General features: G+C 67.9%; 13 protein-coding genes. 9 read left to right on the top strand and 4 right to left on the bottom strand.

Features of this window, described 5'->3' with window-relative positions:
* Positions 1 to 8 precede the first annotated feature (8 nt).
* Positions 9 to 1,394 (bottom strand): glycosyltransferase, encoded by a 1,386-nt coding sequence (locus ACW170_RS11225; protein ID WP_492086757.1) that lies wholly within the window; start codon positions 1,392 to 1,394, stop codon positions 9 to 11.
* Between the two features lie 129 nt (positions 1,395 to 1,523).
* Here ACW170_RS11225 and ACW170_RS11230 point away from each other — a divergent pair, with 129 nt between their 5' ends.
* The 4 genes from ACW170_RS11230 to ACW170_RS11245 are packed head-to-tail and all read left to right on the top strand — an operon-like array spanning position 1,524 to position 4,694.
* Positions 1,524 to 2,153, top strand: a complete 630-nt coding sequence (locus tag ACW170_RS11230; protein WP_492086758.1) for a TetR/AcrR family transcriptional regulator — start codon at positions 1,524 to 1,526, stop codon at positions 2,151 to 2,153.
* Positions 2,150 to 2,953, top strand: coding sequence for an ABC transporter substrate-binding protein (locus tag ACW170_RS11235; protein WP_492086759.1), 804 nt, complete (start codon positions 2,150 to 2,152; stop codon positions 2,951 to 2,953). The genes ACW170_RS11230 and ACW170_RS11235 overlap by 4 nt, the downstream gene beginning before the upstream one ends.
* The gene (locus ACW170_RS11240) at positions 2,950 to 3,939 is read left to right on the top strand and encodes a FecCD family ABC transporter permease (RefSeq protein WP_492086760.1); all 990 of its coding nucleotides are present in this window, start codon (positions 2,950 to 2,952) and stop codon (positions 3,937 to 3,939) included. Before ACW170_RS11235 ends, ACW170_RS11240 begins: the two co-directional genes overlap by 4 nt.
* Positions 3,939 to 4,694, top strand: coding sequence for an ABC transporter ATP-binding protein (locus tag ACW170_RS11245; protein ID WP_492089169.1), 756 nt, complete (start codon positions 3,939 to 3,941; stop codon positions 4,692 to 4,694). Before ACW170_RS11240 ends, ACW170_RS11245 begins: the two co-directional genes overlap by 1 nt.
* On the opposite strand, the gene ACW170_RS11250 is transcribed toward ACW170_RS11245, so the two are convergent.
* Positions 4,688 to 6,748 (bottom strand): lytic transglycosylase domain-containing protein, encoded by a 2,061-nt coding sequence (locus ACW170_RS11250; RefSeq protein WP_492086761.1) that lies wholly within the window; start codon positions 6,746 to 6,748, stop codon positions 4,688 to 4,690. The genes ACW170_RS11245 and ACW170_RS11250 overlap by 7 nt on opposite strands.
* Positions 6,749 to 6,873: 125 nt before the next feature.
* On the opposite strand from ACW170_RS11250, the gene dapA reads away from it, so the two are divergent.
* Positions 6,874 to 7,758, top strand: coding sequence for a 4-hydroxy-tetrahydrodipicolinate synthase (dapA, locus tag ACW170_RS11255; RefSeq protein WP_492086762.1), 885 nt, complete (start codon positions 6,874 to 6,876; stop codon positions 7,756 to 7,758).
* Positions 7,758 to 8,231: an SsrA-binding protein SmpB gene (gene smpB, locus ACW170_RS11260; RefSeq protein ID WP_008259266.1), complete on the top strand. Its 474-nt coding sequence runs from the start codon at positions 7,758 to 7,760 to the stop codon at positions 8,229 to 8,231. Before dapA ends, smpB begins: the two co-directional genes overlap by 1 nt.
* A gap of 311 nt (positions 8,232 to 8,542) precedes the next feature.
* On the opposite strand, the gene ACW170_RS11265 is transcribed toward smpB, so the two are convergent.
* On the bottom strand, positions 8,543 to 9,181 hold the full coding sequence (locus ACW170_RS11265) for a uracil-DNA glycosylase (protein ID WP_492086763.1): 639 nt from the start codon (positions 9,179 to 9,181) through the stop codon (positions 8,543 to 8,545).
* Positions 9,178 to 9,720: a LabA-like NYN domain-containing protein gene (locus ACW170_RS11270; protein ID WP_492086764.1), complete on the bottom strand. Its 543-nt coding sequence runs from the start codon at positions 9,718 to 9,720 to the stop codon at positions 9,178 to 9,180. Before ACW170_RS11270 ends, ACW170_RS11265 begins: the two co-directional genes overlap by 4 nt.
* Between ACW170_RS11270 and folK the strand changes: the two genes are divergently transcribed.
* The 3 genes from folK to ACW170_RS11285 all read left to right on the top strand — a co-directional run bounded on the left by folK (position 9,719) and on the right by ACW170_RS11285 (position 13,030).
* Entirely contained in the window at positions 9,719 to 10,294 is a 576-nt protein-coding gene (folK, locus tag ACW170_RS11275) for a 2-amino-4-hydroxy-6-hydroxymethyldihydropteridine diphosphokinase (protein WP_492086765.1), read from the top strand. The two genes, ACW170_RS11270 and folK, sit on opposite strands and share 2 nt — an antisense overlap.
* A gap of 85 nt (positions 10,295 to 10,379) precedes the next feature.
* Positions 10,380 to 10,739 (top strand): DNA-directed RNA polymerase subunit omega, encoded by a 360-nt coding sequence (gene rpoZ / locus ACW170_RS11280; protein ID WP_492086766.1) that lies wholly within the window; start codon positions 10,380 to 10,382, stop codon positions 10,737 to 10,739.
* Between the two features lie 89 nt (positions 10,740 to 10,828).
* Positions 10,829 to 13,030 (top strand): RelA/SpoT family protein, encoded by a 2,202-nt coding sequence (locus ACW170_RS11285; protein ID WP_492086767.1) that lies wholly within the window; start codon positions 10,829 to 10,831, stop codon positions 13,028 to 13,030.
* Positions 13,031 to 13,054: the final 24 nt, after the last annotated feature.

Below are 13,054 nucleotides of genomic sequence, written 5' to 3' on the forward strand. Positions count from 1 at the left end.
ATAGGCGGTCAGGCGGCCTCGCGTCCAGCGTCCACGGTCACGACTGGCGCGCATTCTACCTCTAGTTCCGCATCATGGACCGTTTTGTCCCAGACATGGGGCGCGACGATCAGGCGCCAAAACGCATGGATGAAGGCCAGGCTGAGCAGGGACCAGTAGGCTGGAGCGGCGAGCATGTCGGTCAGCCGATAGTCCAGGCCCGCGCGTCGTGCGCCGACCGCACAGCCCATCCAGGCGGCGATGATCCCCACGGCGAGCACCGCGAACGATGCTAGCGGGGTATCCGGGGCCATGCCGGCGTGTAGTCCCACCATCAGGGCCGAAATGATCCAGGCCAGGGTGGGGGCGTGACAGGCGGCGGAGACGATGGCGGCGCCCAGGGTCATGACCAGGGACAGCAGCCCCCGACGGCCAAGGGCCAGGGGCGCGCGGGTGTGGACGCCCCAGGTCTGCATATAGCCCTTGAGCCAACGCGTCCGCTGCGGCAGCCAACGCTCGAGCCCGCCGGGCGGGGTCTCCCAGGTCGGGCTTTCCAGCACGCCCAGCCGCCAGCCGGCCGACCACAGCCTGAAACCGAGATCCGCGTCCTCGGTCACATTGTGGGCGTCCCAGCCGCCCGCGGCGCGGAGCGCGGCGGTGCGCAGGTGATTGCTGGTGCCGCCGAGCGGAAAGGGCAGGTTCAAATGGGCCATGCCGGGCAGATTGACCTCGAACAGGGCGGCGTATTCGAAGGCGAACTGGCGGTCGAGGAAGCGCGTGAGGCCGGACCCGCTTCGCCGGATGCGAAGCGGCGCCTGGAGACAACCCAGTTCCGACGCGGCCGCGAAGCGCGCCGCAGCCTCGCGGAGCTGAGCCGGATCAGGCGCGTCTTCGGCGTCGTAGATGGTGACGAACTCCCCGGTCGCGGCGGACAGGGCGTGGTTCAGGGCGCGGGGCTTTGTCTGGGGCGAGCCCGGTGGGACGACGATGATCCGCAGCCAGTCCGGGCGGGGTGTGGCCTGGGCCGCATCTAGGGTCGCGCGGTCGTGGGCCTCAAGCACCAGAAAGCCTTCGAGCTGACGTCGGGGGTAGTCGATGCGCGATAGGTTTCGGATCAGCTGGGGCACGACAGCCGCCTCGTCGTGCAGGGCGGCCAAAATCGTGTAGCGCGGCCAGCGTGGGGGCTTGGGCGGTGACGACCGAGGGCGAAGGCTGGCGACCGCCAAGGCCGCGCGCCACAAGGCGCCGATGACGAAGCCGACCTGAAGCGCCACGATCAGCGCCATCAAGGTGGGGCGCGGCCAGGCGAAAAGCGCGGCCGTCAGGCCGCCGATCAGGCCGGACGCGATGAAGGATTGCCACAGGGTCGGCGTTCGCCGCGCGGCGCCCGACAGTCGTTGCCTGTGTTTCATCATGCCCGTTCGCCCCACGCTGCAGCTACATACAACCCAGAATACGCCAATGACACAACCGTGTTATGCAACGTCTGTTGGCTTCGATGACAGATTGTCGCTATTCAACGGCGGCCTGATCCGGAGTCGCCGTTGTCCGTCGTTTCGCCATCCTCGCGTTCAAATCGCAAACCCAAGGGCGAAGGCCATTCGCGGCGCGGTGAAATCCTGGCCGCCGCCGAACGCATCTTCGTCGAGCACGGCTACGAGGGCGCGACGATCCGCAAGATCGCCGACGAGGTCGGCCTGTCTTCGACGGCGCTCTATATGCATTTCCCCGACAAGGGGGCGATCCTTCAGGAGATATGCCGCGAAGCCTTCGGGCGGCTGATCGCGACCGGGGCCGCCCTGTCGGCGCTGGACGCCCCGCCCGAGGTGCGTCTACGGCGGATGATCGAGGCCTATGCCCAGTTCGGCTTCGACCATCCCAACGCCTATCGACTGATCTATCTGACCCGGCCCGTCGAGGCGCGCGAGGGCGCTCAGAGCCTGTCGCAGGAACTGGGGGCGGGGGTGTTCTCGGCCTTCGAGCAACTGGTCGTGGAGGCTGTGGCGGCGGGCCGGATGACGGGCGATCCGCGCACCATCGCCCAATCGATATGGGCCGCGACCCACGGCGTGGTCTCCTTGATGATCACCAAACCCTATTTCCCCTGGGTCGATCGGGACGCCCTGGTGAAGACCACCTTGGACGCCGTCTTCGCCGGCCTGCTGAAATCGTGAAGCCTGGCTGGGGGCTGGCGGCCGGGGCTGTAGTTTTGGCTACGGCGGGAGGCGTGGAAGCGCGGCCGCTGCGGGTCATGGCGCTGGATCAGTGCGCCGACCAATATGTCCTGGCCCTGGCCCCTGACGCCGACCTGGCCCTGTCGCCGCGCGCGGACGATCCCGACGCCTGGATGCGACGGGAGGCGGCAGGCCACAGACGCCTTCGCCCGACGTTGGAGGCGGCGGTCGGGTTCAAACCCGATGTGGTCGTGCGATATTGGGGCGGCGAGCCCCGGCTGCTGACGGCCTTGGAACAGCGCGGGTCCAAGGTGGTCACGATCGCGGACGCGACCGATCTGGACGGGGTGAGGGCCAATATCCGCGCGGCCGCGCAGGGATTGGGGCAGGTCGAGCGCGGGGCGCGGCTGGAACGGACGATGCAGGCCAAGCTGGATCGCGCCGCGCCGCCAACGGGACGCCCGAGGCCGGGGGCGGTTTATCTGACCTCGGGCGGCTACACGTCCGGGCCGGGTACGTTGATGGATGCGATGATGCGGGCCGCAGGGTTTCGCAATCTGACCACGGCGCCGGGCTTTGGCGCGGTCAGCGTCGAGCGGATCGCATTGCAGCCGCCGATCCGGTTCGTGCTGGGCTTCTTTGATCAGTTGCGCGCCGACTGGCGCGGGCCGGGGCGTCATCCGGTGGTGCGGCGCGCGGCCCAAGGGCGGACGGCGGCGAAACTGCCTGCGGCGGTGTTGACCTGTCCGGCCTGGTTCACGGCGGACGGGGTCGAGATGATGGCGAAGGGACGGCCATGAGCCGGACGGTTCGGTTGAGCCTGATCCTGGGACTGGTGTGCGTGGCGGCTGTGGCGGTGGCCATCCTGTTCGGCGAGACGGGGTTCGGCGGCGCCCAGTACGCCCAGGCGTTCGGCGATCCGGCGTCGGGACCGTGGGAGGTCTTGTGGCACGTGCGGGCGCCGCGTGCGTTGTGCGCCTTGATCGTCGGGGCCTGCCTGGGGCTGGCAGGGGCGGTGATGCAGGGCTTGCTCCGCAATCCGCTGGCCGATCCCGGGGTGCTGGGCGTGTCGGCGACGGCGGCTCTGGGGGCGGCCCTGTCCATCGTTCTGGGCGGCGCGGGCGTGGCGGGGCTGGTCGAGATGTCCGCTCTGGCCGGGGCCGTCGTGGCGGGAGGCCTGTTGATCGTCGCCGCCGGTCTGATGCGGGCGCCGGAGGCGCTGATACTGTTCGGCGTGGCCCTGTCCAGTTTCGCGGGAGCGGCGACGGCCCTGATCTTCAACCTGTCGCCGTCGCCCATCGCCCAGGCTGAAGTCATGTCCTGGCTGCTGGGATCGGTGCAGAATCGCAGCTGGGTCGATGTGGTCTGGGTCGCTCCTGCCTTGGTCGTCGCGGCGGTCTTCGCCGGGCTGTCGGCGAAAGGCTTGCGGATGTTGACCTTGGGCGACGAGACGGCGGCGGCCTCGGGCCTGTCCATGGGGCGGATGCGCGTTCTGGCGCTAATCGCGGCGGCGGTGGCGACGGGCGCGGCGGTGGCGGTGGCGGGCGTGATCGGCTTTGTCGGTCTGGCGGCGCCCCATCTGGTGCGGGCGGCTGTGCGAGGGGATGCGGGGCGTATTCTGGCGCCCTCCGCGCTGGCCGGCGGACTGATGCTGGTGGTCGCCGATCTGGCGGCGCGGCTGACGCCGACGGATCAGGAACTGAAGCTGGGGGTGTTCACGGCCCTGATCGGCGCGCCCCTGTTCGCCCTGATCGCCTGGCGGGCGGCGCGGGAGTGGCGGCTGTGATCGCGCCTCTGACGATGTGGGACGCCGACGCGACCCTGGGCGGTCGCAAGGTGCTGGATGGTGCGGACGTGCAGGTCGAATATGGCCAGCTGGTCGCGCTAGTCGGGCCCAATGGTGCGGGAAAATCTAGCCTAATCAAGGCGTTCGTGGGCTTGCTTGAACTGGATGGCGGCGTTGCTCGACTGAACGGCGACGATGTCAGGACGCTGTCGCCGCGAGAGCGGGCCCGACGCGTCGCCTATCTGCCGCAGGAACGCCGCATCGCCTGGAACTTGCCGGCGGTCGAGGTTGCGGCCCTGGGTGCGCCCTTCCTGTCGGGAGCCGGGGCCCTGGCGCGGGCCCATGCGGCCCTCGCCGAGGTCGGCATCGCCCATCTGGCGGATCGTGGCGTGGCCGAAATGTCGGGCGGCGAGCGGGCGCGGGTGCTGCTGGCGCGCGCCCTGACGACGGACGCCCCCCTAATGCTGGCGGATGAGCCCATCGCGGGGCTCGACCCGGATGCGCAACGGCTGGTGCTGGAGCGGCTGCGCGCCCGCGCCGACGGCGGGGCCGGCGTCTTGGTCAGCCTGCACGATCTGACGCTGGCGGCCGCCGTCGCCGACCGTATCGTGGTGCTGGACCAAGGACAGGTCGTGGCGCACGCCCCGCCCATGGAGGCTCTTGAGCCGGACGTGCTCCGACGCGTCTTCGGCCTCGACGGGCGCTGGATCGAGGGACCGGACGGGCCGCTGCTGGCGGCCCGCCGGGTTCAGTAGGCGACGTAGGGCCGGGGACCGGCGGCCGCGCCGCGCGCGATGTCGGCGGAGGGGGTCAGCGGGGCCGAACCGCCGTTCAGACGGGCCTTATAGACCGCCATATTCTCCATGACCCGCATCATATAGTTGCGCGTCTCGGTGAAGGGGGCGCATTCGATGAAGTCGATCGCCGCATTGGCGTCGCCGCGCGGGTCGCCGCAGCGGGCGATCCACTGGTTCGGACGGGCCGGGCCGGCGTTGTAGCCGACCGTGGCCAGCAGCATGGAGCCGTTATTGGCCGCCATCAGCTCGCCCAGGTGATAGCTGCCCAGGGTCATGTTGTAGTCCGGATCCCACAGCTGTTCGGCGGAGAAGCTCATGCCCAGGCGGCGGGCGACGCCGGAGCCGGTGGCGGGCAGGAACTGCATCATGCCGCGCGCGTCGGCGCCGGAGCGGGCGCGGGGGTCGAAGCTGGATTCCTGGCGGGTGATGGCCTGGGTGAACTCAAGCGGCGCTGCGCCGGCGACCTGGGGCGGGACGCGGATCGGATACATGCGCTCAGGCAGGACGAAACCGCGCTGGCTGGCGGCGCGACCGACCATCATGGCGGTGAAGCCTTCGCCATAGCCGCGCGACAGGTCCATCAGCAGGGCCAGATCCTCGATCGTCGGCAGGTCGTTGTCCAGTTGATAGGCGAAGACCCGCAACAGGCTGGTCTCGCCGGTCTCGCCCAGGATGCGGGTGGCGCGGACGAGTTCGTTGGATTCGAAGCGGGCGATGTCGGCCTGGGTGGGTGCGGGTTCTCCGGGGAGTTGCAGGCTGGTCATGCCCGCCTTTTCGGCGGCGAGCTGGCCGTAGAAGGTCTGCCAGTGCTGGGCGCCGTTGCGGTAGTAGGTCAGGGCGGCGTCGCGCTCGCCCCGCGCCTCGGCGGCCCGACCCAGCCAGTAATAGGCGCGGCCCTGGGTGATCGGGGTGGAGGAGGCGGTGCGCAGGGCCTCGAAATGGCGGGCGGCGACCTCGGGCTGGTTCAGCTTGGTCAGGGCGACCCAGCCGGCGAAGAATTCGGCGTCCACCATCCGGTCGCCGGAGGTGAAGCCGTGGCCGTTCATGGCGTCATAGGCGGCGCGCCAATTCCCCTGTTGTAGTGCGTCGAGATAATAGTTGCGACGTTCGGTCCACAGGGTGTTGTCGCCGGCCGCATGGCCGGGCGCAGGCGGCAGATTGGCCAACAGAGGGAAGGCTTCCGACTGGCGGTTCTGCGACCGCAGGATGCGCACCCGTTCCAGCGTCACCGCCGGATCGGCCGCCTGGGCCGGGGTCAGGCCGGCGACGACGGCGTCGGGGCTGTAGGCGGTGCGCAGGCTCATGACCGTATTGGCGACGGCCGCCCGCTCCGGCGAGACGAGGTCCAGCATGGCGCGCGTCGCCGGACCGTGGGGGCCCAGCAGCAGCATGTTCAGCCGCGCCTCATGATCCGCCAGCGTCAGATCGCCGCCCCAGCGGGAGAGGATGCGCGATTGCGGCTCGGCGTCGAAGGATCGGGTCCGCCACCAGTCGCGAATCAGGGCGCGGGCCTCGCGGTGGCGTCCGCGCTGTTCGAGCGCCGAGGCGTTGGCGATGGCGCCTTGAACCGTCTCGGGCGGGTGGTCGGCGAACAGGGCCATGACGGCGTCCGGCGCGGCGCCGACGCGGTCCAGCACCATTTCGGCGGCGGCGCGACGTGATTCGGCGCGCGGCCAACCCTTCAACGCCGTCTGGGCCTGGGCGAGCTCGGCGTAGGAGAGTTGTTCGCCCGAGGTGTCGATCAGGGCCCATTCGATCAGTTTGCGGGCCGCCGGGTCGCGCAGTTGCGAAATCGCCGACTGTGCGCCGGAGACATCGCGGGCGCGCGCCGCCGCCAGCCCTTGGCGGAACAGCGCCGTGTCCTGATCATTGAGGACGCGGCCCTGATAGGTGGGGGTATAGCCGGGGACGGTTTGTGACACGGCGAAATAGGGAACGGGTTGACCAGGCAGGGCGTCCTGCGGGGTCGGGGCGAGGACGGCGAGGGCCGCCGCCAGGCTGGTCGCGATCATGATCTTTCCTGTTCTCATTCATCCCGGTTGCGGCGAAGCCGCTGGCGACCTAACGTCCCGCGCTCTCAAGACAGAGGTTCTGGACATCCGTCCATCGCCCCTCCCCACGCAGGCTAGCTAGTCCCATGACCGCCCCCTTGTTCAAGGGCGTGATCACCGCCCTGATCACACCACTTCATGACGGAAACGTGGACGAAGCCGCATTCGCAGCCCTCGTCGAGCGTCAGATCGCCGCAGGCGTGGACGGCATCGTACCCGTCGGCACGACGGGCGAGGGCGCCAGCATGGATCTGGACGAGCACAAGCATGTGATCGCCCTGTGCGTGCGGCTGGTGGCGGGGCGCGTGAAGGTCATCGCGGGCACCGGGTCGCCTTACACCAAGGAAGCCATCGAGCTAACCCGTCACGCCAAGGCGGTGGGGGCGGATGGGGCCCTGATCGTCACCCCCTATTATATCCGGCCTTCGCAGGCGGGCATGGCGGCGCATTTCGAGTCCGTGGCCGACGCCGTCGAACTGCCGATCCTGCTTTACAATGTGCCGGGGCGAACCGGCGCCGATCTGGCCAATGAGACGGTGGCGCGGCTGGCCGCGCATCCGAACATCGTCGGTATTAAGGACGCCACCGGCGACATGAGCCGGGCGAGTTGGATGCGCGCCAACATCAGCGGCCAGTTCGACCTGATCTCGGGCGATGATTCGAGCTATCTGGGTTACCACGCCCATGGCGGGGTCGGACTGATCTCGGTGGCGTCGAATGTCGCGCCCGAGGCCATGGTGGCGCTTCACAATGCGCTGGCGGCCGGGGATTACGCCGCCGCCCGCGACTGGCAGGATCGGCTGATCGGCCTGTGCAAGGCGCTGTTCCTCGACAATTCGCCTGCGCCGACGAAATACGCCCTGGCCCGCCTGGGTCTGTGCCGCGAGGAGGCGCGCCTGCCGCTGTCGCCGACCTCGGACGAGGTCAAGCCGTTGATTGATCGCGCCATGGCGGATGCGGGCGTCGTCTGATGGCGCCGCAACCCCAGTCGAAGTCCAAGGTGATCGCCGAGAACCGCCGCGCCCGGTTCGACTATTTCCTCGAGGACAATATCGAGGCCGGGATCCAGCTGCTGGGGACCGAGATCAAGGCGCTACGCGACGGCCGGGCCAATATCGCCGAAAGCTATGCGGCGGTGGAGGGGCGCGAGATCGTCCTGATCAACGCCGACATCCCGCCTTACAAACAGGCCAACCGCTTCAATCACGAGCCGCGCCGGCCCCGCAAACTGCTGTTGCACAGAAAGCAGATCGATCGGTTGATCGGCGCGGTGCAGCGCGACGGTCAGACGATCATTCCGTTGAAACTGTATCTGAACGACGCGGGCAAGGCGAAGCTTGAGATCGCTCTGGCCAAGGGCAAGAAGCTGCACGACAAGCGCGAGGCCTCGGCCGAACGCGACTGGCAGCGCGACAAGGCCCGGCTGATGCGGGACAAGGGCTAAGCCTGCTCGTCTGGGATTAGGCGAGGGGCCGGGCGTCCATGACCCCCGGCAGATCAGCGAATCCGTAGCCCGCTCGACCGGCGGTTCCGGCCGGCGGGGTGACGAGGCCGCCTGTAATCAAGGTCAGAGCGGTGACCGCAACCACTATGACCGCCGCCCAAATCGCGAGCCTGCGCTCGCTGCGTGAAAACACCCCGTTCGTGCGTCGCATAGTCCAGCCTCCCGCTGGGAGACGAACGCCAAAGGCTCGCCTCTGTTCCGCCTTATTTGAGATTGGCAGATTCGTGCGACAGGCGAGCAACATTTGATGGTTAGCGAGTGATCAGGTCTCGCGCCCGGTCGAAGACGGCTTCGAACATGGCGGGCGTCAGGCGGCCGGTATTCGTATTCAGTCGCGAGCAGTGATACGAATTCAGGATCACATAGCCGCCCGCTTCTCCTTCGGCCCCGTGGCCGGCGGGCATGGCCGAGGCCGGGCGGCCGAAAGCCTTCAGGATATTGCGGCGTGAGACGTCGCCCAGGGTGACGATCACCTTCAGATTGGGCAGCAGGGCCAGGCGATCAATAAGGAAGGGACGGCAGGTCGTCTCTTCGATCGGCAGGGGCTTGTTGCCCGGCGGGGCGCAGCGGACGGCGTTGGTGATCATACAGTCGACCAGCTTCAGGTCGTCATCGCCGTCCGGATCATAAGACCCATGAGCGAAGCCGGCCTTTAACAGAGTGTCGTACAGGAGCCAGCCCGCGTGGTCGCCAGTGAAGGGGCGGCCCGTGCGATTGGCGCCGGTGCGGCCCGGCGCCAGGCCGGCGACCAGCAGTCGCGCGTTCGGATCGCCGAAGGAAGGGGCGGGGCCGTTCCACCAGTCGGGGTTCTGACGCGCATTGTCTTGGCGATACTCCACCAAGCGGGGGCAGAGAGGACAGTCGCGCGGCGGCTCGGGCGTCAGGCTCATTGGGCGGCGCCGGTCTTGGGTCGGCCGAAATCGGCCATCAGGTCGTTCAGATCCAGGAAGGCGTCGGCCTGGCGGCGCAGTTCGTCGGTGATATGTGGCGGCTGCGTCTTCTGGGTTGAGATGACGGTGACGCGGACCCCTTTCGCCTGCACCGCCTGGACCACCCGGCGGAAGTCGCCGTCGCCGGAGAACAGCACGACGTGGTCGAGGTGCGGGGCCAACTCCAGCATATCGACCGCGATCTCGATATCCATATTGCCCTTGATCCGGCTGTGCCCGGATCCATCGGTGAACCGCTTCACCGGCTTGGTCACGACCGAGAAGCCGTTGTAGTCGAGCCAGTCCACCAGGGGTTTCACCGGCGAGAACTCTTCGCCCTCGACCACCGCCGTGTAATAATAGGCGCGTGTCAGGACGGATTTTTCGCGGAACCAGTCCAGCATCCGCTTGAAGTCCAGGTCGTGATGCAGGGCGCGGGCGGCGGAATAGAGATTCGAACCGTCGATGAAGATCGCCAAGCGGTCGGTGGGATGAAACATGGTCGAAGCCGTGGAAAGGGATGAAGAATATGGCGTCCCGGCGAGGGCTCCGGTCGATGTGGGAATCAACGGGGCGCTCGATCTGGACGCAGCAGTCATCGTGGCGCTGGGCTGTAATGACAAGGGGGTGTGGTCCTCTTGCCGCGAGGCGCTGGAAGCGGCGCTGGCGCGTTTCCGCAGTGAAGGGATCGACATCGTGGCCCGGTCGTCCTGGTGGTCGTCGATGGCCTGGCCCGATCCGCAGGACCCGCCCTTCCTGAACGGGGTGGTGATCGTTCAGACCCGCCACGATCCGCACGCCCTGATGGCGGCGCTGGGCCGGATCGAGGACGTGTTCGGTCGGCAGCGGTCCGTCCGCAACGCGCCGCGCACTCTGGATCTGGACCTGATCGCTTATGGCCGGCTGAGCGGTGATCTGGACGGACTGATCCTGCCGCATCCGCGCTCTGCCGAGCGGCGGTTCGTCATGGGGCCCATCGCGGAGATCGCGGCGGACTGGGTGCATCCGCACGGCGGCCTGGCGCGGGACCTGGCCGCCGCAGCGACCGTGGCGCAGGAGGCGCATCCGGTCTGATGCCGCACTTTCGCCCCGCTGGCGTTGCAAAACACAGTCCCTATCTGTATTTGACGCGGTTCTCCCCCGCGTTCGAGGAATTGTCATGGCCCGCGTCACCGTCGAAGACTGCATCGAGAAGGTCCAGAACCGCTTCGGCCTGGTTCTGCTCGCCGGTCACCGCGCCCGCAGCATCGCCAACGGCGCCGCCCTGACCATCGACCGCGATAACGACAAGAACCCCGTTGTGGCTCTGCGCGAGATCGCCGACGACACGGTCGTGCCGGACGAACTGCAGGAAACCATCATCACCACGCTGCAACGCGTAGATGAGCGCACCGAAGCCGAGGATGAGGCGGAAACCGTCGCCCTGCTGGCCGAGCCGCAACACATGAACATGGCCGAGGCCGAGCTGATCCGCGCCCTGCAAAGCGACCGCGACGGCGGCCAGGAGGAGCGGTACTGACGCCCGAGGGAGCCCCTGGCGTCACTATCCTGCCGGCGCGGACCGAAACGGTTCCGCCGGCGCCCCAAGCTGCGAACAAAAACGATCCCATGCCGACCGCGGATGATGCGGCGCCGGCGCCGAAGCGCGCGCCCATACTGCGCCAGTTCGAGCTGATCGAGGCCGTCAAGGCCTATGACCCTACCGCCGACGAAGCGCTTCTGAACCGCGCCTATGTCTATGCGATGAAGATGCACGGCTCGCAGATGCGAGCCTCGGGCGATCCCTATTTCGCCCACCCGATCCAGGTCGCGGGCATACTGACCGACTACAAGCTCGATACCGCCACCATCGTCACCGCCCTGCTGCACGACGTGGTCGAGGACACCTCGGCGACGCGCGACGACATCGCCCAGATGTTCGGCGAGGAGGTAGCGGTCCTGGTCGAGGGCGTGACCAAGCTGAGCCGGCTGGAGCTGCAGGCCGAGCACACGCGCCAGGCCGAGAACCTGCGGAAGTTCATCCTGGCCATCAGCCGGGACGTGCGGGTGCTGCTTGTCAAGCTGGCCGACCGTCTGCACAACATGCGCACCCTCCAGTACGTGAAACCGGAGAAGCGCGAGCGGATCAGCCGCGAGACCCTGGAGGTCTATGCGCCGCTGGGTCGGTCGATCGGCATTCATTCGATCGCGTCCGAACTCGAAGAACTGGCCTTCACCCACCTGAACCCCACGGCCAAGACCGCCATCGAGCGGCGGCTGGAGGCGCTGAAGCTGGAACACGGCCGCGCCATCGAGGGCGTGGCGGGCGAGGTCGAGCGGGTGTTGTCCGAGGCCGGGGTCGGCGCCCACGTCTTCGGCCGCCAGAAAACGCCCTATTCGATCTGGCGCAAGTTGCAGCGCAAGTCGGTCGGCTTCTCGTCCCTGTCGGACATCTACGGTTTTCGCGTGATCGTGGAGGCGGAAGACGACTGCTATCGCGCCCTGGGCGTCATCCACCGCGAATGGCCGATGGTGCCGGAGCGGTTCAAGGATTTCATCTCCACGCCCAAGTCGAACAACTATCGCTCGCTGCACACGACGGTCGTCGGGCCGCGGGGGCTGCGCATCGAGATGCAGATCCGCACTGAGGCGATGGACCGGGTCGCCGAGGACGGCGTCGCGGCCCACTGGCGGTACAAGAACAAGTCCTATGGCTTCGACCGCGAGGCGATGGAGCAGGGGGGCGGTCGCGACCCGCTGCAGAACCTGCGCCACCTGGTTCAGGTGATCGAACACGGCGAGGGCGGCGAGGACTGGGTCGAGCACGCCAAGCTCGAAATGTATCTGGATCAGGTCTTCGTCTTCACGCCCAAGGGGCGGTTGGTGACCCTGCCGCGCGGCGGCATGCCGCTGGACTTCGCCTATGCCGTCCACACCGAGGTTGGGGACACGGCCGTCGGCGTCAAGGTCAACGGCGAGCTGAAGCCGATGCGCACGCCGTTGCAGAACGGCGACGTGGTCGAGATCATTCGCGGGGCCAAGCGCGAGGTTCCTGCCGACTGGCGCAGCTTGACCGTCACGGGCAGGGCGCGGTCGGCCATCCGGCGCCATATCCGTACCTCCGAACGCGAGGAGTTCGTCAAATTGGGCCGGGTGGCGTTGCAGCAGACCCTGGCGCGTATCGACAAGACCTTGGCTGAAGTGTCGCTGAAACCGATACTGGAGACCCTGGCGGTCGCCGGCGACGATGATGTGTTCGAGAGCCTGGGGCGTGGACGGCTGTCGCCGACGACGGTGGCTGAGACCCTGTTCCCGGCGCTGAAGGGGCGGCTGAAGGCGGGGCCGGAGAAGCAGAGGATCGAAGGGGACACCGCCCGTCTGTTCGTCCGGGGCGGCGGGCTGACGCCCGGCGTCAGCGTTCATTTCGGCCAATGCTGCACGCCCGTGCCGGGTGATCGGATCGTCGGCATTCTGGAGCCGGAGGTGGGGCTGACCGTTCACACCATCGACTGTCAGTCGCTGGCGGCCTTCGCCGACGACGATTCGGTCTGGCACGACCTGCAATGGACGCCGCAGGCCGAAACCGACGCCGTGGCGGCGGTCCGCCTTAACGCGACGATCCGCAACGCGCCGGGCGTGCTGGGGCAGGTGACCACCCTGATTGGGGAGGCGGGCGGCAATATCATCAACCTGTCGATGGCCTATCGGCAGCAGGACTTTTTCGATGTGACCCTGGATGTCGAGGTCGAGGACGCGAAACACGCGACCATGATCATGGCTGCGCTGCGGGCCAATCCGTCGGTCGACAACGTCGATCGCGGTCGAGGCTGAGCCTTTCGCTCGGCGGGGCGAGGC

Source organism: Brevundimonas sp. FV2ps16, from assembly GCF_058681075.1.

Excerpts from the sequence above, each read along its gene's own strand:
- ACW170_RS11225 (WP_492086757.1), bottom strand. The coding sequence starts at position 1,394 with ATGATGAAACACAGGCAACGACTGTCGGGCGCCGCGCGGCGAACGCCG.
- ACW170_RS11240 (WP_492086760.1), top strand. The coding sequence starts at position 2,950 with ATGAGCCGGACGGTTCGGTTGAGCCTGATCCTGGGACTGGTGTGCGTG.
- ACW170_RS11250 (WP_492086761.1), bottom strand. The coding sequence starts at position 6,748 with ATGATCGCGACCAGCCTGGCGGCGGCCCTCGCCGTCCTCGCCCCGACC.
- dapA (WP_492086762.1), top strand. The coding sequence starts at position 6,874 with ATGACCGCCCCCTTGTTCAAGGGCGTGATCACCGCCCTGATCACACCA.
- smpB (WP_008259266.1), top strand. The coding sequence starts at position 7,758 with ATGGCGCCGCAACCCCAGTCGAAGTCCAAGGTGATCGCCGAGAACCGC.
- ACW170_RS11265 (WP_492086763.1), bottom strand. The coding sequence starts at position 9,181 with ATGAGCCTGACGCCCGAGCCGCCGCGCGACTGTCCTCTCTGCCCCCGC.
- folK (WP_492086765.1), top strand. The coding sequence starts at position 9,719 with ATGGTCGAAGCCGTGGAAAGGGATGAAGAATATGGCGTCCCGGCGAGG.
- ACW170_RS11270 (WP_492086764.1), bottom strand. The coding sequence starts at position 9,720 with ATGTTTCATCCCACCGACCGCTTGGCGATCTTCATCGACGGTTCGAAT.
- rpoZ (WP_492086766.1), top strand. The coding sequence starts at position 10,380 with ATGGCCCGCGTCACCGTCGAAGACTGCATCGAGAAGGTCCAGAACCGC.
- ACW170_RS11285 (WP_492086767.1), top strand. The coding sequence starts at position 10,829 with ATGCCGACCGCGGATGATGCGGCGCCGGCGCCGAAGCGCGCGCCCATA.